Raw genomic sequence first — 21,574 nt, 5'->3', positions numbered from 1 at the left:
AACAGATATCCAGAAAAACGAATAAATGATGGGCATGGAAAAGCACATCCGCAGGACTTCTTTTGAGTTCAGAAAAATGTGCAGAAGATGAACTTTGGAAGGTTAAAGGGAAGCGTATGAACTTAGAAATAAAGTCAAAAATAACAATTATTATCTGTGCCGTCACTATAATATTTGCATCCATCAGTATATATACTGCCAATAGGATGCAGGAAACAGCCCAAAATATATATGACCATCCCTATACATCCAGCAACAGTGCCAGGGGGATGAGGTCACGCTTGTTGGATATGAAACGTTTTGTGAGTATATTCCTGACCTATGATTTTAAGGGGGAGCAAAATGTTCGTTCGATTTTTCAGGAACGGTATGATTTGCAGTTCAGTGATATAGAGAGGCTTTATAGCTGTTATTCCGGCCCTAAGGAGGATGTGGACACCCTTCAGGCTGCCATGAATCAGCTGATTGCCCAGCAGGATAAAGCCGTAGACTTTGTGGTTGGACATACCGAGAACGAGATCTCAAACTATTTAGCTCTGTATGTATATCCTCAGTATGACAGGGTTAGTGACTGTTTAACAACAATAATAGATTTTGCTGATGATAAGGTCTGTGAGTTGACGGAAACATCAAAACACACCGCAGTACTTACCGTGTCAGTCTCCTTACTGCTTTCAATCGGTATTATATTACTGAGTATATATTCCGAATATATGGATAAAAAAAATTTAAAACTTTTATCTATCCAGGAGCAGGAGTTAAAGGATGCACTTAATAACGCGCAAAAAGCCTTCAAAGTAAAGAAAGAGTTTCTATCATGTATGTCCCATGAAATCCGTACCCCCTTGAGTATAATCATTGGAATGACAAAAATAGCGGCTACACATTTGGATGATTCCAACAGGATAGAGGACTGTCTTTCTAAAATTACATTTTCTTCCCGACATCTGATGACAATTATCAACGATGTGTTGGATATGTCTAAGATAGAAGAAGGAAAACTCTCCGTAAACCACGAACCTTTTCAACTACAACAGTTGCTGGAACCGCTTGTAGCTACCATTTATGCCCAAGCAGAAGAGCAGGGATTGAAATTTGAATGTGGTATAAAAAACGTTCCGGAAGCAGTGTATATTGGGGATTGTATGCGTATCAACCAGATTCTCCTTAATCTCCTCTCCAATTCAATTAAATTCACTCCAAAAGGCGGTGTGGTTCATCTGGAAGTAAACCCAGCACCTGTTGTTGATGGAAAAACCCATCTCCAGTTCATAACCAAAGATACAGGGATTGGTATGAGCGATGAATACCTGAAACGTATATTTAAACCATTTGAGCAGGCCGACAGCGGCACTTCCCGAAAATATGGCGGAACAGGTCTTGGGATGGCTATTACTTATAATCTGGTTAAATTACTGGGCGGTTCCATACAGGTTGAAAGCAAACTGGGTGAAGGAACTACCTGTACGGTTGTTCTGCCTGTCGATGTACCAAACGAAGGAAAACATAAAAAATGGGAATGGGAGCCTCTCAAAGTGCTGGTTGCAGACCCCGATGAGGACAACTGTAATTATGCTTCCATGCTTCTGAATAGAATGGGTATTCATGCAGACTGTGTAAGTGAAGGACATGAGGCTTTACAGAGGGTGTTTAATGCCCACAAAGCATTACAGGATTATGATATCTGCATGATTGATTGGAAATTGTCAAATGTGGATGGTATAGAGGTAATACGCTGTATTCGCGAAAAAATTGGTCCGAAGAAACCAGACATTATAATCTCTACCTACAATTGGGCTGAAATTGAGGACAAAGCAAGGTCAGACGGAGCAAATGCGTTTATCTTAAAACCGTTGTTTGAATCAAGCCTTTATGACATATTAGTATCGCTGACAAAGAATATACTTGGGCAGGAGCCAGAACAGATATCTCAGTTCATTCCTCCGGAATTTCCGGGCAGACATTTTCTGCTGGTAGAAGATAATATACTAAACAGAGAAATTGCCATGGAAATCCTTAAGGTGACTGGTGCCGAGATAGACTGTGCTGAAAATGGAAAAGAGGCGCTGGATATATTCCTTGCATCCCCTGGTGGCTATTACGATTTAATTTTAATGGATATACAAATGCCTGTTATAGACGGTTATGAAGCAACAAAACAATTGCGTGCCAGTAGCCATCCTGATGCTGAACGTGTGCCTGTCATAGCAATGACAGCTAATGCATTTAAAGAGGATGTGGAACATGCATTGGCTGCCGGGATGAATGGACATTTGGCAAAGCCCATTAATGTGGAAATCTTTTATGATACATTAGTATCAAAGCTGAGGTAGACAAAAGTATGATTGTCTACCTTTGAAAGAATCTCATTTAAGCTATACCAAGAGAAAAGGCGGACAGGTGAAAAATAGTTGAGATAAAAAGGAAATACAATCTATCATAATGAGTAATTATTTACTTGGCCGTCGCTAACGTGGCGGTCATTTTTCGTTTCAATGTTTACAGACCTTGCTGTCTGTAAAATCGGAACCCAGTACTCTATTTTGCTTTTCCCTTCTTCACCCACTTCCTCACCATGCTTTGCAAAAACATATGTTGCGGATTCATTTAACTGACAAGTCAATTGCGGAAACCCTATTTAATAAATGTTATCGGCAACTGGCTCTAAACTGTCTTGGCATTTTAGCCCCGAAATGAAACACTACATATTCGCTGGCAGGCATTTCTTTTATTATCATTCCTTAATCTCCGCCATATAATCCATCAAACCTGCACAATATATACAATAAAAAACCACCATAAATCCATATTCTTTACAACGATTTGTTGTCAAAAATAAATATAACCTTGTTTTACTGTTGTTAAAAAAGAATATATAATGATATCAGAAAATAAAAAGCATGCTGAATATTTTAAATGAAACAGAAGGAGGTTCAATATGACCAAAATAACAGAAGAGATGGTTAGATCATATTTTCCCCAATTATCAGAGATAAAAAATCAGGAATATGCAAAAAAGGCAGCTGAAATCTGGGTGGAAGCATTTGAAAACAGCTCATGGGAAGATATAGCGGACGCGCAGTTTGCAACCCGTGCTCCTGGGGTGGCACTGGTGAAGCATACGGAAAGTGTTACAGCGAATGCGCTTATGATTGCGCGAAATACCGTTGAAAAATATGGTTATGAGATTGATACTGATATTTTAATCCTTGCTGCGGTTTTGCATGATGTATGTAAGCTTGAAGAAATGGAGATGGGTGACCAGGGAAGCAAAACGAGCAGGAAGAGCAGTCTGGGTAAGATTTACCAGCATGGATTTTTGAGCGGTTATTATACACAAAAATACGGGCTTCCTAATGAGGTTACAGGGCTGGTGGTTGCTCATTCCGGACAGTCAAAGGTGATTCCCAGATCAATTGAAGGAATGATTTTATATTATGCGGATATGATGGATGCGGATATCCATTTTGTTCAGGCAGGAACAACACTTTGCCTGGAAACGCATTGATAAAGGAGGAGAAGGAAATGGCAGTTGGAAATCGTGTTTTTTTAAAGAGAAATTTACCGGATAACTATTTAGTAGAAGAATTCAGCAAATTACCGGCAGCAAATGTAGCAGATTGTATGGGACGGTTATGCGGCATGAATCCCAGTATCAGACTGATGTCAAACCCGTCTGAAGCAATTATGTGCGGTGTGGCTTTAACGGTGAAGGCAAGGCCTGGTGACAATATGATGCTTCATAAGGCAATGAATATGTCTATGCCGGGCGATGTGATTGTTGTTTCCAACGAGGGCGAGCGGAGCCGGGCGATTATGGGAGAAATCATGTATAATTACATGCAGGGTTTCAAAAAAATTGCCGGAATTGTGATTGATGGGCCGATTCGGGATATTGATGTGATTTCAAAAGGGCATCTGCCGATTTATGCAACTGGAACGAATCCGGCCGGCCCTTATAAAGAAGGTCCTGGCGAGGTAAATGTTCCGATTGCGTGCGGCAGCATTACTGTAAACCCCGGAGATATTATTCTGGGCGATAAAGACGGCGTAATCGTTATTCCGAGACAGGATGCGGCAGAGATTCTTGAAAAAGCCAGGACACTCTCAGCGGCAGATAAACAGAAAGCGGAGAATTCTGCAAAAGGGACTGTGAACCGCCAGTGGGTAGAAGATTTGATGGAAAAGAAAAATGTAGAGATTATAGATGACGTTTATAACTGCTAAAAGAGGAGGAGAAACAGATGAAAAATCGTCTGGTAAAAATGATACCGGTAGTTTTGTTTCCGCTCCTGACATGGCTTATCTCTGCTCCCGCAGGCCTGGAGACAGAGACCTGGCATATGTTCGGTCTGTGTCTGTCCCTGCTGTGCGGATTGATTTTGAAACCTTTTTCAGAGCCGGTAATCAGCCTGATTGTATTGGGACTTGGGGCCTGCTTTGTTGAAAAACCAGCTGTTTTGTACAGCGGATATGCTGCCCAGGGAGTTTGGTTTTTGCTTGCAGTGCTTCTTGCCTGTGGGGCGTTTAAGAAAACCGGATTAGGAAAACGTCTTGCATACATATTGCTTTCCAAATTTGGGGGAACCAAATTCGGAAGATCCTCTCTGGGTCTTGGATATGTCATGATGCTTTGTGATTTAATACTGAGTCCGGCCACCGGGTCCAATACGTCCCGTTCTGCCATTGTATTTCCTATTTTCCGGGGCGTCTCAGAGTCACTGGGTTCTTATCCGGACAAGGATCCGCAAAAGCTGGGAGGATATCTGGAGCTGCTGGAACATGTAGTTGCCATGTCCACAGCAGTATTGTTTCTGACAGGAATGGCATCCAATGCAGTGATTGCCTCAACCATTAAAGACATTGCCGGAGTGGAATTGACATGGATGCTGTGGTTTAAGGCGGCATTGGTGCCGGGACTGATTGTTTTGTTTTTGTGCCCGCTGGTTGTGTATAAGCTCTATCCGCCCCAGATGAAAGATTTGGGAGATATTAAACCCTTTGTTGTCAGTAAAATGCAGGAAATGGGCGCAATGAAAAAAGACGAGAAAATTCTGCTGGCATTATTTATCATGGCGATTCTGGGATGGATGCTCGGGGGAAAAATTGGAATCAGTATGTATGTGGTTGCATTTGCTTTTCTGGCATTGGAGCTGCTGCTTGGGGTCATGGATTGGAATGACTTGATGGCGGAAAAGGGTGCATGGAACATGTACATATGGTACGGTGCATTTTTCAGTATATCCGGCGCAATTAATGAAGGAGGATTTTATTCCTGGCTGTCTGGCCAGATACAAAATTATCTGGATCTCTCAGCTGTGAATGGAATGGCTGTATTAGTGATTCTGCTGTTAATAAGTTTTGTTACAAAGTACTTCTTCGTGTCCAATGCAGCCTATATCGCCTCTATTTACCCGGTTATTTTGACATTGGCGGCATCCACAAATGTAAATATAATGGCATTGTCTTTGATGCTGGCGTTTTTCGGCGGATATGGCGCGCTTTTGTGCAACTACGGAAACGGTGCAAGTATCTATATTTTTGGAAATGGTTATGTGAGCCAGAAAGACTGGTATCTGAAAGGAACCATTTTATTAGCTATGATTTTTGCGGTATTCCTTATTATCGGACTTCCGTATTGGAAAATCATGGGCATTTGCTAAGAATAATGAAGAATCATGAAATGAGAGGAAGAAATTATGGGTTGGAAAATTCTTTTACCACAGGAATTAAAAAAAGATGCACGCGATTTGCTGGAAAGCCATGGACATACGTTGATTGACGGCCGCGGATTTGAAACGGAAGATGTAATTGCGGACATGAAGGAGCATAAGCCGGACGCCATTATCGTACGAATTACGAAAATGCCCAGAGCTGTATTTGAAGCAGCTGCACCGAATCTCAAAGTTCTGGTACGCCATGGGGCCGGATATGACGCTGTGGACTTAAAAGCGGCAGCGGATTATGGAGTGAAATGCCTTTACGCTCCGGTTGCGAACAGCACATCAGTTGCGGAGACAGCTCTTATGCTGATGCTGTATATGAGCAGAAATGTAACACGTCTTCGCGATATGTTAACAGTGGATTTTTACGATGCAAAACTGAAAACATATATGACTACGCTGAACGGAAAGACTGTTGGTTTGATTGGATGTGGAAATATCGGAAGCCGCACGGCGAAACGCTGCCTGGCAATGGAGATGAATGTGCTTTGCTATGATCCATATAAGCCGGCATGTGATTTCCCGGAGGGGGTTGAAGTGGTCAGAGATATAGAACGCATTTTCAGAGAAAGTGATTATGTATCTTTACATACGCCAAATACCTCTGTTACAAGAAATATGATTAATAAAGAAACACTCTCGATGATGAAGCCCACCGCATTCCTGATTAATACAGCAAGAGGCGCGGTGGTCAATGAACAGGATTTATATGAGGCCTGTAAGAATCATGTAATAGCAGGCGCTGCGCTGGACGCTGTTGTGCACGAACCCATTCTTCCGGATATGCCGCTGATCACTCTGGATAATGTGCTGATTACTCCGCATGTTGGCGGCAATACGGTGGAAGCGGCAATGCGGGCTTCTTACATGGCTGCAATGGGAATTGTGGAGATGTATGAAGGAAAAGAGCCAACCTGGCCTATACCGGATATTGATTATGAAACAGCTCCCGTATATACTGATACGATTAAGCCGGACAGAAAACCGGTGGGTATGTATGATTATTAATAACTGAGATGAAAGAGCAGACATTCGGCTTTGAAAAAGCGGAGTGTCTGCATGTTCTGTATAAGGAAAAATCTAAAATATAAAAGGAAAAATTTAAAATATAAAAGCAAAAATCGAAACTATAATAGGGAGGAGAAAAATGGGGGATATTCAGGTTACATTATTAATAGGATTTTTTATGCTTATTAGTTATATCTGGGCAAAAATTCCTTATGGAATGACAGCGGTTTTTTGCTGTCTTGCATTAGAGATTACGGGGGTACTGTCATCAGCAGAAGCCTGGGCGGGATTTGGAAACACAACGGTTTTTCTGTTTGCTTCGATTTTCATTTTAGGCGCCGGACTTATGAAAACAAGTTTTATTATAAAGATACAGAAGCTTCTTCAGAAAATTGGCAGCAGTGAGAAGAAAATGAGATGGATTTGTATGTATATTGCCTCTTTTCTTGCAATGCTGACCAGTGCCACAGCAGCGGGGGCAACAATGCTTCCAATGGTATCCCTGCTTAGCAGGAAAGGGAATTTTCAGAAAAGACGTTTGCTGAAGCCTGTTATGGACGCAGCTTGTATGGGTTTCGCAATTATGCCATTTGGAATGGGAGCAGCTTTTATGGAACAGGGAAATTCGTATTTACAGATGATGGGGTCATCTGTTCGTATGAGTTTATTTGATTCAGCTATTGCAAGATTGCCGGTATTGATAGTGACAATCAGTTTTATTGGATTATTTGGCTATAAGTTTATTTCAAATCAAAAAGAAAATGGGGACAAAAATCAGGAAGAGATTATTTTGAACGAGAACTGCAATCTTTCTGAATTTAAGGATAAAATGGGAATTGGAATCTTTTTTGGCAGCATTGCTGCAATGATTATCAGTTCTCTGGTGGGGATTCCGTCACACTATGCGCCTCTGATCGGCGCATTGCTGATGATTGTCAGCGGCGTGCTGAGTGGAAAAGAAGCATTTGGAGCAATTGACTTAAATACTGTGTGTATATTCGCGGGAAGTCTGGGTTTTGCAAATGCGTTGACCAAAACCGGAATTGCAGACTGGATAGTAGAAAAACTGGTTTTCGCAACAAACTCCAGCCAAAGTGAATATGTGCTGGTTGCTATTTTTTTGCTTGTACCCTTTGCCATGACGCAGTTTATGGGCAATATACCTGTGATCAATCTGACGATGCCCATTGCGGCTACTGTGGCCTGTACAACAGGAATCAATCCCACTGCCATTATGGTTGCCACAGTGGCAGGCGCCACGCTTTCTATTTCTACTCCGATGGCGGCCGGAATCCAGGCGCTGATTATGGAAGCAGGTGAATACCGATTCAGCGATTATATAAAAGCAGGACTGCCAACGGCGGCTGTTTTTGCCGCCGCTTATATTATATGGGCACCATTTGTTTTTCCTTTATATTAATAATTAACAGGAAGAATTTTCAAATGATGCAAAAAAAGATTTTAACCGCTCCATGAAATCCTGTGCATATCTGGGAAGAAAACGGTCTTTATGGTATACAATGCCGAGTGGATTGAGCAAGGTTTTTCCATTCAGCTGTACCGGGAAAAAGTAAGTGTTTGGATGGGCGGTTTTGAGCGATGGAACCCGCATCCCTGTGCAGAAAAAGGCGCCCAGACTATATGGGAACAGAGAAATCATCAGGTCGATGGATTCCACTTCCAGAATCTGCCGTGGTTTATAGCCTACAGCCTGAAAACACTTGTCAGTCAGCATACGGAGCCGGTAAGTGGATTTCAACCGCATAAATGGTACCTCTTTAAATTCTTTCAGGGTGGTGCCATTGCTGCATTTTGTAATAATCGTATCAGTCTCTTTACCAAAATATTGCTCCATCAGCTCCCTTGTGATAGCCATATATACTTTGTCATTCATTAACGGAATAAATCGGAGCAGGGAATCATCGCCGTGCTTGATTCCTACGAAAAAGTCCAGGTCCCCCGAGACAAGAAGCTGTTCCATCTTTTCCGACCGTTCCATAGTGACCTGCACATTTATATTTGGCCAGCACTTTAGATAGTCAGGAAGAATGAGCGGAAGCCAGTACTGGCCACGGTACTGGCTTGCTCCGATGGAAAGAGAACCCACATTATTTTGAATGATATCATTCATTTGCCGTGAGATATTATCTTCCTCTGTGAGAATTTTAATGCATGAGTCATACAAGGCTTTGCCCGCTGGCGTCAATTGAAGCTTTGGTTTTCTGTAGAATAATGGGGTACGGTAGTGAGTTTCCAGTTTGTTTATATGCTGACTCAGATTTTGCTGGGAAATATACAGTTCTTGTGCTGTTTTGGTAAAATGAAGATTACGGGCTAATGCGACAAAGTACCGAAGGCTGGTTAAATCCATAATATTCTCCTTTTATAGTCAAATCTCGAAAGAATCTTTTTAAATCCCTAATAAAAAATTATAGCATAAACAAAGTTTTCTGCATAATAATTTTTAGAAAAGTAAAAAGGAACAACCGGATATCTGTGAAACACCCCGGCAGACATCTTCATAATTAAGAGTAAAAGTGTTCCCATAGCCATTTGTTGAAAGATGTATTGTGCCGATACAGGCATCGTTATATTATATAGGTTTTTTCAACATGCATCAAATTGCGTTTGGCCGGTATATGTGTTAAAATAGCCTTAAAGCTCAAAAAGGAAAGATGCAGTTTGTATGAATAATGGAGCCGAGCCGTTGAGGAGGGAATTCATATGCAGACAAAGGTAAAAGGGATGAATGGGATATTGATGATAGCCGTGCTTCTCATTGTATTCCTGTTCCCTCTGGACGTATCCGCAGCGGAGACGGCTTCTGCCGCGCTTGTAGGCTATTATGAAGATGGCGATTACATGTATCATAATGCGCAGGGGGAGTATGAAGGTTATAACTTCGAGTTCCTCCAGGAAGTCTCAAAACTGAGTGGACTATCTTACGAGGTAGTGGATTCCCCCAGCTGGCAGGAAGCGTTCCAGCTTTTGATTGATGGCAGGATAGACATTCTGCCTGCTGTATACCGCACGGAAGGCAGAATGGATCAGATGTTATTTACCGATGAGTCCATGTGTACGATTTATACTACCCTCAATGTGCGGATGGATGATAACCGTTACAATTATGAGGATTTTGACGCTTTCCAGGGCATGAGGGTAGGCATTATTAAGGGGGGTGAGGATGGCGAAAGTTTCAAACGCTACTGTGCGCAGAACGGCGTTGCGCTCACCATCATTGAATATGATGAGACGCAGGAACTGCTGGACGCGCTTGGGAGCGGGACCCTGGATGGTGTGGCAATTACCCACCTGGGCCGCAGCAGTGTGTTCCGCAGTGTTGCGCGGTTTGCCCCGACCCCAATGTACATTGCGGTCTCGAAACAGCGTCCGGACCTTTTGGCTCAGATTAACCGGTCCATTAATGACATTCTTCTGCGCAATCCTGATTATCGGACGGACCTTTATGACAAGTATCTCTCACCAAGCTCCAATCAGGTTCCGGTACTAACCAAGGAAGAAGTTGAATACATCGAGGCTGCGGATGAGCCGATACATATTTCTTACGACCCTTCGTTTGCCCCTTTCTCATATAAAGATGCTGAAGGCGAGTTAAACGGTATTATGGCAGATATTTTTGCCCGGATTGCAGAGAAGAGCGGGCTGGACTTCCAGTTTGAAGCCTGCCCTGCAGCCACGGCCTTACGTGCAGTGAAACTGGGGGAGACGGATGCCGTTTCCGTTGTGGATGGAGATTATCTGTGGGATGAGCGCAACCATATGAACACCACACTGCGTTTCCTGAATACTCCCAGTGCAATGATTACCCAGGCTGAAAGAACGGAGATAGAGGTGCTGGCTCTTCCGGAGGGGTATCAGCTCTCTGAACATGTCGCCCAAAACAATCCGGAAAAGGAAATCCAATATTACGATTCTATACAGGCGTGTTTTGATGCAGTCCTGGATGGAAAAGCTCAGGCAACTTATACCAATACCCAGACGGCAAATTACATAATCAGCGCCCCCAAATATGAAAAGCTTCATGTCACTGCGCTGACCCAGTACCCAAACGACCTCTGTATCGGCGTATCCAAATCTGCCGACCCCAGGTTGTTCTCCATATTGGATAAATATATCCAGTATATGTCCAATGAAGAGATTGATACCCTGCTGCTGAACAACTCCGTTTCTGTCCGTCCCATTACCATGGAAGCGTTTGTACATCAGAATATCTGGTTGATAACAGGGCTTGTGGCAGCTGTATCCGGCAGCATCATCCTGCTGCTGTGCATCAACCTGTTTAATATTTCCCGCAGTAAGCGCCGTATCCAGGACCTGCTCTACCGGGATGAGCTGACAGGTCTGGATAATATAAACCGTTTTTATGTCCGGGCGGAGGAACTCCTGGCGACGGGGAAATATGCGGTGGTTTATTGTGACATTGACCGTTTCAAGCTGATAAACGATACCTTTGGCTTTGAGGAGGGGGATGAAGTCCTGCGCGCATTCGGGAGTATCTTACAGAAATCAATGGAGGACAGGGAGTGCTGCGCCAGGCTTTCGGCTGATAACTTCGTGATGCTCAGGCATTACAAACAATGGGAAACGCTTGCTGCTGATTTGATGCATATCCAGGCGGTGCTGAACAAGTGGCGTGGGGAGAGGGGAATCATACCTTATGAGATCGCGGTATCCTTTGGTGTTTACCAGGCGGATGCCGGCGAGACTAACGACATGAAACAGATGCTTGACTTTGCGAACTATGCCATGCGTAGCGCTAAGACAGCGGCAGGCGGAAGCTGCTTCCTATATGATGAGCAGATGCGGAATAAGGCCCTGTTTGAACAGGGGCTGGAGGGAAGGCTGGCCTCCGCGATGGAACAGGGGGAATTTGAGGCGTATTACCAGCCAAAGGTGGACATGGATACAGGCAGGATTGTGGGCTGCGAAGCCCTGGTTCGCTGGAATCACCCGGAACAGGGGCTTCTGATGCCGGGGTCCTTCATTCCATTTTTTGAAAAGAAGGGTCTTATTGTCCGAGTGGACCTTCATATGTTTGAGCAGGTATGCCGCACAGTACGCAGATGGCTGGATGAGGGACGTCCCGCTGTTACAGTCTCATGTAATTTCTCGCAGATGCATTTCGGACATGACGGGTTTGCCGGCCAGGTTTCTGAAATTGCTGATCGGTTCCAGGTTCCCCATCATCTGCTGGAAGTGGAGATTACCGAAAGTGCGATTGCCGATGCACCTGAGAGTGTGTCCTCCGCCCTGACGGAACTGAAGATGCGCGGATTTCAGATTGCCATAGATGATTTCGGCTCCGGATATTCCTCCTTGGGGCAGCTGCAAAGGCTGAGGGCGGATGTCCTCAAACTGGACCGCAGCTTTGTATGTGCCGGGCTTCAGGGACCGCGGGAGCAGATTGTCATTGAAAATCTGGTGAACATGGCCTCGGAGCTGGGGATGGAGGTCGTATGCGAAGGAGTGGAAACCCAAGTACAGGTAAAAGTACTCCAGGATATTGGCTGCCACATCGCCCAGGGCTATTACTATTACCGTCCGATGCAGACAGCAGCGTTTGAGCAGCTTCTGGGCTAAAAACAACAGCATGGATGAGCTGCAATACTGCTGCGGCTTGTGAGGCGGCTCCAGAGTGCCTTTTTGCCAGGGTAATACTGTATGATGAGGCATGGGCAGGATCTTCCCTGCGGGTGATGTCCCTGGAAGGGGCGGTGGTAGACTGACGGTCTTTGCACCGGATAGCAGATTATAAATATTTCAGATTTAAATTATTGACCACTTAGTCAATTTGTGATATCCTAATCATAAATAGACCGAGTGGTCAATAATTTTGGAGGGGAATGTTCATGAAGCGGGAAGAGAAAAATCAACAGACAAAACACCGGATTATGGAGAGCGCGCTGAAGGAATTCGCGGAACAAGGATATGGAGCCAGTTCCGTTAACAATATATGCAGCTGTGAGGGTGTGTCCAAGGGAATCATTTACCATTATTTCCAGACCAAGGATGAGCTGTATCTGGCCTGTGTGGATGGATGTTTTCGGGCTTTGACGGAATATCTGAGAGAAAAGCTGATATTGGAAGGGGAAACCGTCCACAGACAGCTGCAGCTTTATTTTGATGCCAGGTTTGAATTTTTCCAGGCATTTCCCATGTACCGCAGGATTTTCTGCGAGGCGGTTATCATGCCGCCGGCCCATCTGGAATCAGCCGTCAGGCAGCGCAAATCCGGGTTCGATGAATTTAATATATCTATATTGAACCGGATATTGGAGCCTCTTAAGCTCAGGGGCGGGGTGTCACGGGAAACGGTGGTGGATATATTCCTGCAGTTTCAGGATTATATCAATGCAAAGTATCAGTCATCCGGGGAGAAGGAGATTGATTTCAAGACACATGAAGAGGATTGCAGGAGAGCATTGGATGTGCTTCTCCATGGTGTGGTGGAACGAAAGGATGTGGACATATGAAGAAAGAAAACGCACGTCAGGAATCCATACTGGGTGATATGAAGCCCTCCAGAGCCATTACCAGGCTGGCAGTTCCGGCCACCCTGGCCTTATTGGCAAAGGCCGTCTACAATATTGTGGATACAGCTTACATCGGAATGCTTGGTTCAGATATTGCGCTTGCAGCTGTAGGCGTTACCCTTCCGCTGCTGCTCATCATGGTTTCAGTGGAAAATATTTTTGCGGCAGGGGCAGCGGTGCTGGCTGGCAGACAACTGGGAGCGGGCGATAAGATGGGGGCTAACAGGACGGTCACATCCGTGGTTGGGTTATCTGTATTCATTGGAATGTTTCTATGTGCGGCAGGTATCATTTTCATGGAGCCTTTACTGCGGGCCTTCGGAGCCTCCGAAGCTGTGCTGCCCCAGGCCGGGGATTACGCATTCTGGATGTTTGTGGCGGCCCTTGCCAATCTTCCCGCCCAGAGTATGAACTGCGCGGCCAGGGCAGAGTCATCTGTAAAGATCTCATCTATCGCGGTTGTGACGGGTGCTGCTCTTAATGTGGTGCTGGACCCTGTCTTTATGTTTGACTGGGGGTTTGCAATGGGAGTGGAGGGGGCTTCCCTTGCCACAACAGTCTCACAGTTTGTCACATTTTTTATCCTGGGATGGTTCTACCTATCCGGACGTTCCATCATTAAAATAAAGAGGGAATATTTTAAACCCCAGTGGACTCTAATCAAATCCGTCACACTTATCGGTATACCTACAGCTGTTATACAGATCTGCCTTGCGGCGGCAACATCCCTTACCAATATAGCAGCAAAGTCCATGACAGACGCAGACCTTATTATAGCCGCATACGGTGTGGTACAGCGCCTGGTGCTGATTGGATGCTATGTAGTCATGGGGTTCATGCAGGGATATCAGCCGGTAGCCGCCTACTCCTTTGGGGCCAACAGGGAGGAACGGTTTCATGAGTCCGTACGCTTTGCATTGAGGACATCCCTGATTCTTACCGTGCTGGTGGCGGGAACCTATATTCTTCTGGCCAGGCCGTTGATTATGCTGTTTAACAGGAATCCGGCTGTCATTGATTACGGTGTCAGGCTTTTGATTTCCCAGGTGGCCCTTTATCCGGCTTTTGGGCTGTGCTACATGATGACAATTACATATCAAACCATTGGTTCTTCCAGATATGGATTATTCCTGTCCGTCATACGCCAGGGACTGTTTTATGTCCCATTCATACTGATTTTGCCCGGAATAATGGGTGTCACGGGAATTTATCTGGCACAGCCGGCAGCGGATATACTGACTATGGCGGTCTGCCTGTACTCAGTCAAACCAATGAAGCGGATGGCGTCGGAACATATGGCGGCATTCCGGTAAGAATGGACATAAAACAGAATGGGGCAGTAAATGCCAGGTACCAGGCGGGGCGGGAATCGGTGAAACATCGGATTCCTGCCCTGACTGCATTTTATGGTTAAAAAACTTAATCATATGCAACTTTTAAGACGAAAGAAGAATCTATATATCAGCAGCAAAGATGTACCGCTATGATGTGCCGCGAAACAACACTGCAAGGAGGGATGTAAACCCCATGAAGGAAGATTTATATAACAGAATTGTGGACTATATCGTCAGCAACCAGGAGAAATTTTACAGGCTGGCCTACAGTTATGTCCATAACCAGGAGGACGCCATGGATATTGTCCAGAATGCTGTCTGCAAGGCATTGGACCACTATGAGGCGATCAGAAATGAAAATGCCGTAAAAACATGGTTTTACCGTATTCTTGTAAATGAGAGCCTGCTGCTGCTCAGGAAACAGAAGATGGAGATTCCCACAGAGGAGGGAATGGGGCAGGAGATACCATATTATGAAGAAGGATACAACCATGAGTACGATGTTTACGAGCAGTTAAACCGGCTGGAGGAGGATGTGCAGACCATCATAAAGCTCCGCTATTTCGAGGAGCTGACGCTGAAGGAAATAGCTTACGTAACAAGGACCAATCTGAATACGGTGAAGGCAAAATTATACCGCGGTTTGAAACTGTTAAAACAAAACATACAGGAGGCGGACTTATGAGACAGATAGAAGATGCAAGAAAAAGATATGAGGAGATACCTATTCCCGCGGAACTGTCCGGGCGGGTCAAGGCAGCAATTGTCCGGTCAGAGGAAAAGCGGAAAAGTCAGAGGCAAAGAATACCAACGGTCAGGATACGCAGAAAACACAGGATATGGGGAACATGTGCAGGTATGGCAGCAGCCCTTGTACTGGTATTTACTACGGCGTTAAACACAAACACAGCTTTTGCGGAAATGGCGGCAGGACTCCCTGTCATAGGAGCAGCGGCGCGGATTCTTACCTTCCGGTCTTACGAGAGGGATGAAGGGGACTGGAAAATATCGGTGGAAATTCCCAGCGTGGAGATGATAGCAAAGGATACAAATGGGCTGGATTCTGCATTGAATCAGGAAATATACGATTTATGCAGCCAGTATGCAGACGAGGCAGTGGAACGCGCCAGGGAATATAAGAAGGCGTTTATGGAAACTGGAGGAACAGAGGAGGAGTGGGAAGCACATGATATTAACATTCATGTGGGATATGAAATCAAGGCCCAGACAGAGGCGTATCTTTCCTTTGCGGTACAGGGAACTGAGAACTGGTCCTCGGCCTACAGTGAAACAAAATATTACAATATTGATTTAAAGGATAATAAAATGGTTACGCTGGCAGATGTCCTGGGCCATGACTATGCCAGGATTGCGGATGAAAGCATACTCCGCCAGATGGAAAATATGGAGGAGAAGGAAGGCATCGCTTTCTGGTCCAAGTCAGAGGGCGGGTTTACAGGAGTCACGGATAAAACCGTGTTTTACATGAATGAGAAGGAAAATCCGGTTATTGTGTTTGATAAATATGAGATTGCTCCCGGAGCTTATGGAAAACTGGAGTTTGAGATAGACAAAACAGGGAACATGGCAGAAAAAACCGGCTATACGGATAATTTCATGGTGCCGGAAGAAGAGATAACTGCTTTTGCCGGAAAGGTAAAAGAGGCTGTTGCAGACCGGGATATGGATGCATTGGCCTCCCTGGCCTCCTATCCTTTGTATGTGGGATTTAAGGACGGCGGCGTTTCGGCGGGGTCACCGGAAGAACTGGCTGCCTTGGGAACAGACCGCATATTCACACCGGAATTGGCGGCGGCAGTGGAGGCGGCGGGAGATGAAACGCTTTCACCCAGCATGGCCGGATTCGTCCTTAAAAAAGACGGAACCCCGAACATTGTATTCGGGGTATCCGAGGGAGTGCTGGCCGTTAAAGGAATTAATTATTGATGGCCTTATCCTTACCAATCACACTTAATATGTAACTGCTCAGCAGGAATCCGGCGCCGGCGGACACGGCCATGATAAGGAATACAATGCGGTAGCCGCTGAGGCCGGGATTGTGGTCCAGGATACTCCCATAGATGGAGTAGAGGAATGCGCCGGGCAGATAACCGATGAAGGAACCAAGTGACATGGCGGAGCCGGTTATTTCCCTGGGTACGTTAATCTCATCCATGGGAGCGAAGAATATGGCCCGCATGCTGAATACACAGGCACCGATGCTGAGGGTCATGAGCATGCCGAAATATACATTCATATGGCTGTGGGGAAGGAACGCAAAGACAGTCAGGGCTGTTCCTGTAATAACAAATACCACGCGCAGATATTTTGTGGCGGAATGGAATACCTTATCGGTCAGGTAGCCGCCCACAGGACCGCCCAGCATTTTCAGGGCATATTGGTTGATGATTCCATAAGCGCCAACCAAAACAGCAGGTATCGCATACAGGTCTTTGAGGAAGGGAATAAAATATGTAAGTCCGCAGTAAACACAATAGACCGAAAAAACATTAAATGATACCAGCCAGATGTTCTTGTTTTTAAGGGCCAGAATTACATTATCCATAGCTGCCTTGTTTCGGCTCACTTTTTCTCCGGCAGCATTGACAGCCTTTATCTCGTCCGGCTCAAGAAGGAAATAAGCGATGATGCCGATTACCATGGGGACTGCTGAGTAAAAAAGGATGGCAGCCTTCAGGCTGGCGGCATTGCTTCCGAGCAGTGCGAAGACGCCCAGGGCGCCAAAGGCAATGACTGTATCCACAAGTCCCCGTCCGGCTTCCATGATACCGAACATACGGCCCTGTTCTTCTTCTGAACCCAAAAGACGGACCGTCTTTAACATGGTGGGCCAGTAGAGCATGTCCGCACAGACGGCGAGGCCGCAGTTGATTAACAGAAAGAGCCAGTAGGGCGGGAAGGTAGAAAGGCCGATGCCCAGTAAACCGATGCCCATAAGCGACATGGGAATCATGACCTTTTTAGACACCCGGTCCGTGAGATAGATGGAGATCAGAAAGCCGAAAGTGGAAATCAGTCCGGCCACACTCATGGCTGTACCTATCTGTGTGTGTGTGAGTCCCATAAATTCCTGCATGGGAACATAAAAAGCATCCTTTAAACACCCCAGCTTATAAATGGTTCCGGCACCCAGCACCAATGTTCCAAATGAAATCCACTTTTTTGATTGACGGTTGTCTGCAATTGTTTTCATTTTTTCATCTCCTGATTTTACTTTTTATTCTATTGTGTTTGGTTGTTTCCGTACACACAGTATATGTGGTAAAATAAGCTAAGTCAAGTTAATATGAGCTAAAATGAGTTAAATTGTGGAATTTATACGAAAATAAATAAGCGATTTTGTGATGTTTTGCGGAGAAAAAGGGTTGAATAGTGTGCTTGTGTGTGCTATTATGAGTTAAAAGTAGTTAAAAAAAGTACAAACAAGCTAATTAAGGGGAAGAAAGGAGCGTTTGCGGATGCTGGCGGAACAACGGTACCAAAAGATAATAAACCTGATGCAGACGGACGGAAGCGTTAAGGTTGCGGATTTAAAGAAGAAGATGGGGGTTTCTCCCGAAACAGTCCGCAGGGATTTGGAAAACATGGAGGCTCAGGGACTGATACGGCGTACGAGAGGAGGGGCTTTTTTAGCTGACAAGGAAGAGATGCCCGGGGAGCGGACCATCCAATATCAGAATTTTTCGGCCAGGGAGAGAGAGAATCTGGAGAGCAAGGTGGAGATTGCAGAGTTTGCGGTCCGCTTTATTAAAGAGGGCCAATCCATTGCGCTGGATTCGGGAACCACTGCCTATGAGCTGGCCCGTGTCATAAAGAGGACATTCCGTTCCCTGACAGTCGTTACCAATTCCATCGCCATATTAAATGAGCTGGCCGATGCAAAGGGAATCACTCTCATTGCCACCGGGGGTGTGTACCGCCCTGAGGAGATGGCTTTTGTGTCTGATATTGCCGGCATGATATTTTCTAAATTAAGTATAAACACATTTTTCCTGACCACCTGCGGTATCTCGGTAGACAGGGGGATCACTTACCAGCGCATGGATGAAATTATCGTGCAGGAAAAGATGATGGAAGCGTCAGACCAGACCATTGTCATTGCGGACAGTACCAAGCTGGGGGTGAATTCCCTGGTGAAGATGTGTGATATTGACCGGGTGGGGATGATTATTACTGATTCCGAGGCATCGAAGGAGCAGATACGGCCGTTTGAGCAGGCAGGCATATCTGTTGAGAAGCCGGAAAACTAAGGGGGATAAAGGATATGGAGAGAAATAAGGTAAGCGTATTGCTGGTATCCGTGGACGCGTTAAAACCGGAGTTTGTTTTTGAACAGGAGCGTCTGGGAATCAGTCTTCCTAATATAAGCAAATATTTTGTGGAGAATGGTACATTTGCAGGCGGGGGAGTTCAGAGTGTGTTCCCTACCTTTACGTATCCCTGTCATCAAAGCATCATAACGGGAACTAATCCAGCCACCCATGGTATTTATAACAATGGTATTTTTGACCCTATGGGGGAACATATGGGGGCATGGCACTGGTTTGCCAGCAAAAAGGCGGAAAATTTGTGGGAGGCTGCCGGAAAACATGGATATTTGTCTGCCAGCGTGGCCTTTCCCACTTCTGTGGCTGCCGGAGGAGACTTTATGGCACCTGAATTCTGGTGGGACGGCACGGAGCTTGACAGCCGTTTTATTGATGCCATGTCCGTGCCCCAGGGCATGATTCTGGAGATGGAAAAGGAGATTGGAAGGTACGCAGGGGGGCTGGACCTGACGGAAGCAGGGGACAGGCAGAGATACCGGGCAGCTATGTGGGTATTGGACCATAAACTAGCGCCAAAGGCTGGGAAATGTCCTTTCTTCATGACCGCCTATTTTGCATCCTTTGACGAGATGGCCCACCAATACGGAGTGTACAGCAAAGAGGCAGCACATGCAATTGAGGCCATTGACAAAATGCTGGGGGATCTGATTGAAAAGGTACATAGTATGACAGATGGCCAGGCCGTTGTCTGTGTGGTATCCGACCATGGGACACTGGATAACCGGTATAATATCCGGCCCAACGTAAAGCTGAGGGAAGCAGGGCTTATCACTACAGATGGGAACGGCAGGGTGACGGACTGGAGGGCCTGGTCCCAGCGCGCGGGGGGGATGTCTGAAATCCGGCTAAAGAATGGACAGGATGAGGATGCAAGAAGAAAGCTGGATCAGATAATGAAGGAGCTGTCATCCGATCCGGTTTTTGGAATCCTGGAGGTGTTGGACCGGGCGCAGGCCATAGAGAGGGGAGGTTTCCCACTGGCTGACTATGTGCTGGTTTCCCGGAAGGGATATGAAATACGGGATGACGCAGAAGGGGATTACTGTACGGAAACACTGCATCAGAAAGCCCAGCATGGTTATTGTGAACGATTTGAGGAGATGAGGGCATCCTTCATGATTGAGGGATGCGGGATAGAACGAAAGTGCGACATAGGGTCCATGAATCTGATTGATATAGCGCCTACACTGGCATCTGTCATGGGATTTGATATGCCGCAGGCGGAGGGAAGGAACCGGTTGAAGTGATGAAAACAGCAGAGGCAGTACTGGGGAATCTGGCCGGCCTGCTGTGGGGGAACTGGATGTTGTTTGTGCTGCTGGGGCTGGGAGTGTTTTACACCATTGCCACGGGCGGAATCCAGTTCAGGTCCATCCCCTGGATCATAAAGGAATTATGTCCAAAAAAAGAGAAAACAGAGGGTACCCGGGACCATAAGGGAACCGTATCCTCTATCCAGGCGCTTTATATGGCGATAGCCAGCTGTGTGGGAAGCGGAAATATTGTTGGTGTCGCCACTGCATTGATTGGAGGAGGACCGGGCGCATTGTTCTGGATGTGGGCAGCTGCATTTTTAGGCATGGCCACAAAGTATGCTGAAATTGTGTTGGGACTGGTGTTTCGTCAAAAAGGTGCGGACGGAAGCTATTACGGAGGCCCCATGTATTACATTGAAAAGGGGCTCCATGCAAGGCTGTTGGGCGTAGCCGCGGCGGTTCTCCTGTTTTTCCAGAATGCGGGAGGAACGTTGATTCAGTCCAATACCATATCGGATGTGGCCTTTCAGGTATTTGGAGTCCCGAAAGCAGTCACAGGGATTTTAATGGCGGCTGTCATGGTTTTCATTATAGGCGGCGGACTTAAGCGCCTGGCGGATGTGGCTCAGAAAATCGTGCCGGTCATGGCATCGCTGTATATTGTGGGAGGTATCGTGGTGGTGTTCACTAATCTGGATTCCATCCTTCCCATGTTCAGAAGCATTTTGCAGGACGCCTGTTCCATGAAAGCAGGGATGGGGGCCGCCGCGGGACTGACAATGAAGGAGGCCATGCGTTTTGGTGTGGCCAGGGGGCTGTATTCCAATGAAGCAGGCGAAGGATCTGCGGCCGTTATTCATTCGGCGGCGCAGGTGGACCATCCGGCCAGACAGGGATTTTATGGTGTTGTGGAGGTGTTCGTAGATACTATGGTTATCTGCAGCACCACTGGTTTTTCCATCCTGGCAAGCGGGGTGCCTCTGGAAGGTGCAAGTGCGGCGTCATTGGCGGCTGAGGCATTTGGGACCGTCGCTCCTCTTTTTAAATACGTGGTTTCGGTCAGCCTGATCTTGTTTGCATCCACCTCCATCATGAGCCAGTGGTATTTTGGCCATGTGAGCCTTATGTACATAAAGAGCCTGAAAGGAGACCGTTTTTACCGCATTCTGTTTCCCGTATTGATTTTATTGGGAAGCCTGAGCACGGCCGGGATCGTTTGGTCTGTTCAGGATTGTATGCTGGGACTTTTAATCATACCCAATGTGCTGGCTCTTCTTAAACTTTCACCGGTGGTAATGAGGATGACCAGGGAATTCTTCAGAGAGAACCAATAGGGCGCAAAGAAACTAT

The 21,574-nt window shown here is 45.9% G+C and carries 16 protein-coding genes; 14 read left to right on the top strand and 2 right to left on the bottom strand.

What is annotated here, in order from left to right; genetic code table 11:
- Window positions 1–116: 116 nt before the first annotated feature.
- The 6 genes from CGC65_RS19220 (at window position 117) to CGC65_RS19195 (ending at window position 8,151) form a co-directional block, all read left to right on the top strand.
- Window positions 117–2,333: a response regulator gene (locus CGC65_RS19220; RefSeq protein ID WP_002565016.1), complete on the top strand. Its 2,217-nt coding sequence runs from the start codon at window positions 117–119 to the stop codon at window positions 2,331–2,333.
- A gap of 605 nt (window positions 2,334–2,938) precedes the next feature.
- A complete protein-coding gene (locus tag CGC65_RS19215; protein ID WP_002565015.1) occupies window positions 2,939–3,508 on the top strand; it encodes an HD domain-containing protein in 570 nt (189 codons plus the stop codon).
- A gap of 17 nt (window positions 3,509–3,525) precedes the next feature.
- On the top strand, window positions 3,526–4,227 hold the full coding sequence (locus CGC65_RS19210) for an RraA family protein (RefSeq protein WP_002565014.1): 702 nt from the start codon (window positions 3,526–3,528) through the stop codon (window positions 4,225–4,227).
- A gap of 17 nt (window positions 4,228–4,244) precedes the next feature.
- The gene (locus CGC65_RS19205) at window positions 4,245–5,663 is read left to right on the top strand and encodes a DASS family sodium-coupled anion symporter (protein ID WP_002565013.1); all 1,419 of its coding nucleotides are present in this window, start codon (window positions 4,245–4,247) and stop codon (window positions 5,661–5,663) included.
- 36 nt (window positions 5,664–5,699) lie between these two features.
- Window positions 5,700–6,731 carry a hydroxyacid dehydrogenase gene (locus CGC65_RS19200; protein ID WP_002565012.1) on the top strand — a complete coding sequence of 344 codons (1,032 nt, stop codon included), beginning with the start codon at window positions 5,700–5,702 and terminating at the stop codon, window positions 6,729–6,731.
- Between the two features lie 139 nt (window positions 6,732–6,870).
- Window positions 6,871–8,151 carry an SLC13 family permease gene (locus CGC65_RS19195; protein ID WP_002565010.1) on the top strand — a complete coding sequence of 427 codons (1,281 nt, stop codon included), beginning with the start codon at window positions 6,871–6,873 and terminating at the stop codon, window positions 8,149–8,151.
- Window positions 8,152–8,154: 3 nt separating this feature from the next.
- On the opposite strand, the gene CGC65_RS19190 is transcribed toward CGC65_RS19195, so the two are convergent.
- Window positions 8,155–9,102, bottom strand: a complete 948-nt coding sequence (locus CGC65_RS19190; RefSeq protein ID WP_002565009.1) for a LysR family transcriptional regulator — start codon at window positions 9,100–9,102, stop codon at window positions 8,155–8,157.
- Between the two features lie 353 nt (window positions 9,103–9,455).
- On the opposite strand from CGC65_RS19190, the gene CGC65_RS19185 reads away from it, so the two are divergent.
- The 5 genes from CGC65_RS19185 to CGC65_RS19165 all read left to right on the top strand — a co-directional run bounded on the left by CGC65_RS19185 (window position 9,456) and on the right by CGC65_RS19165 (window position 16,566).
- Window positions 9,456–12,332: an EAL domain-containing protein gene (locus CGC65_RS19185; protein ID WP_002565008.1), complete on the top strand. Its 2,877-nt coding sequence runs from the start codon at window positions 9,456–9,458 to the stop codon at window positions 12,330–12,332.
- 269 nt (window positions 12,333–12,601) lie between these two features.
- A complete protein-coding gene (locus CGC65_RS19180) occupies window positions 12,602–13,225 on the top strand; it encodes a TetR/AcrR family transcriptional regulator (protein ID WP_002565007.1) in 624 nt (207 codons plus the stop codon).
- Entirely contained in the window at window positions 13,222–14,598 is a 1,377-nt protein-coding gene (locus CGC65_RS19175) for an MATE family efflux transporter (RefSeq protein WP_002565006.1), read from the top strand. The genes CGC65_RS19180 and CGC65_RS19175 overlap by 4 nt, the downstream gene beginning before the upstream one ends.
- A gap of 214 nt (window positions 14,599–14,812) precedes the next feature.
- Window positions 14,813–15,304, top strand: coding sequence for a sigma-70 family RNA polymerase sigma factor (locus CGC65_RS19170; RefSeq protein WP_002565005.1), 492 nt, complete (start codon window positions 14,813–14,815; stop codon window positions 15,302–15,304).
- Window positions 15,301–16,566 (top strand): RsiV family protein, encoded by a 1,266-nt coding sequence (locus tag CGC65_RS19165; RefSeq protein ID WP_002565004.1) that lies wholly within the window; start codon window positions 15,301–15,303, stop codon window positions 16,564–16,566. The genes CGC65_RS19170 and CGC65_RS19165 overlap by 4 nt, the downstream gene beginning before the upstream one ends.
- Here the strand turns inward: CGC65_RS19165 and CGC65_RS19160 are convergent.
- Window positions 16,556–17,833, bottom strand: a complete 1,278-nt coding sequence (locus CGC65_RS19160) for an MFS transporter (RefSeq protein ID WP_002565003.1) — start codon at window positions 17,831–17,833, stop codon at window positions 16,556–16,558. The two genes, CGC65_RS19165 and CGC65_RS19160, sit on opposite strands and share 11 nt — an antisense overlap.
- Before the next feature lie 265 nt (window positions 17,834–18,098).
- Here CGC65_RS19160 and CGC65_RS19155 point away from each other — a divergent pair, with 265 nt between their 5' ends.
- Genes CGC65_RS19155 through CGC65_RS19145 form a run of 3 tightly spaced genes read left to right on the top strand, consistent with a single transcriptional unit; the run spans window position 18,099 to window position 21,558 of the window.
- Window positions 18,099–18,890: a DeoR/GlpR family DNA-binding transcription regulator gene (locus CGC65_RS19155; RefSeq protein WP_002565002.1), complete on the top strand. Its 792-nt coding sequence runs from the start codon at window positions 18,099–18,101 to the stop codon at window positions 18,888–18,890.
- 14 nt (window positions 18,891–18,904) lie between these two features.
- Window positions 18,905–20,215, top strand: a complete 1,311-nt coding sequence (locus CGC65_RS19150) for an alkaline phosphatase family protein (protein WP_002565001.1) — start codon at window positions 18,905–18,907, stop codon at window positions 20,213–20,215.
- Window positions 20,215–21,558, top strand: coding sequence for an alanine/glycine:cation symporter family protein (locus tag CGC65_RS19145; protein WP_002565000.1), 1,344 nt, complete (start codon window positions 20,215–20,217; stop codon window positions 21,556–21,558). The genes CGC65_RS19150 and CGC65_RS19145 overlap by 1 nt, the downstream gene beginning before the upstream one ends.
- The last annotated feature ends 16 nt before the right edge of the window (window positions 21,559–21,574 follow it).

Source organism: Enterocloster bolteae, from assembly GCF_002234575.2.
GTDB lineage: Bacteria > Bacillota > Clostridia > Lachnospirales > Lachnospiraceae > Enterocloster > Enterocloster bolteae.
The sequence above is the reverse complement of the archived record's forward strand: the minus strand, read 5'-3'. Positions and strand labels throughout refer to the sequence as shown.

Bases quoted from the DNA above. Each gene is read 5' to 3' on its own strand.
- CGC65_RS19220 (WP_002565016.1), top strand. From the start codon at position 117: ATGAACTTAGAAATAAAGTCAAAAATAACAATTATTATCTGTGCCGTC.
- CGC65_RS19215 (WP_002565015.1), top strand. From the start codon at position 2,939: ATGACCAAAATAACAGAAGAGATGGTTAGATCATATTTTCCCCAATTA.
- CGC65_RS19210 (WP_002565014.1), top strand. From the start codon at position 3,526: ATGGCAGTTGGAAATCGTGTTTTTTTAAAGAGAAATTTACCGGATAAC.
- CGC65_RS19205 (WP_002565013.1), top strand. From the start codon at position 4,245: ATGAAAAATCGTCTGGTAAAAATGATACCGGTAGTTTTGTTTCCGCTC.
- CGC65_RS19200 (WP_002565012.1), top strand. From the start codon at position 5,700: ATGGGTTGGAAAATTCTTTTACCACAGGAATTAAAAAAAGATGCACGC.
- CGC65_RS19195 (WP_002565010.1), top strand. From the start codon at position 6,871: ATGGGGGATATTCAGGTTACATTATTAATAGGATTTTTTATGCTTATT.
- CGC65_RS19190 (WP_002565009.1), bottom strand. From the start codon at position 9,102: ATGGATTTAACCAGCCTTCGGTACTTTGTCGCATTAGCCCGTAATCTT.
- CGC65_RS19185 (WP_002565008.1), top strand. From the start codon at position 9,456: ATGCAGACAAAGGTAAAAGGGATGAATGGGATATTGATGATAGCCGTG.
- CGC65_RS19180 (WP_002565007.1), top strand. From the start codon at position 12,602: ATGAAGCGGGAAGAGAAAAATCAACAGACAAAACACCGGATTATGGAG.
- CGC65_RS19175 (WP_002565006.1), top strand. From the start codon at position 13,222: ATGAAGAAAGAAAACGCACGTCAGGAATCCATACTGGGTGATATGAAG.
- CGC65_RS19170 (WP_002565005.1), top strand. From the start codon at position 14,813: ATGAAGGAAGATTTATATAACAGAATTGTGGACTATATCGTCAGCAAC.
- CGC65_RS19165 (WP_002565004.1), top strand. From the start codon at position 15,301: ATGAGACAGATAGAAGATGCAAGAAAAAGATATGAGGAGATACCTATT.
- CGC65_RS19160 (WP_002565003.1), bottom strand. From the start codon at position 17,833: ATGAAAACAATTGCAGACAACCGTCAATCAAAAAAGTGGATTTCATTT.
- CGC65_RS19155 (WP_002565002.1), top strand. From the start codon at position 18,099: ATGCTGGCGGAACAACGGTACCAAAAGATAATAAACCTGATGCAGACG.
- CGC65_RS19150 (WP_002565001.1), top strand. From the start codon at position 18,905: ATGGAGAGAAATAAGGTAAGCGTATTGCTGGTATCCGTGGACGCGTTA.
- CGC65_RS19145 (WP_002565000.1), top strand. From the start codon at position 20,215: ATGAAAACAGCAGAGGCAGTACTGGGGAATCTGGCCGGCCTGCTGTGG.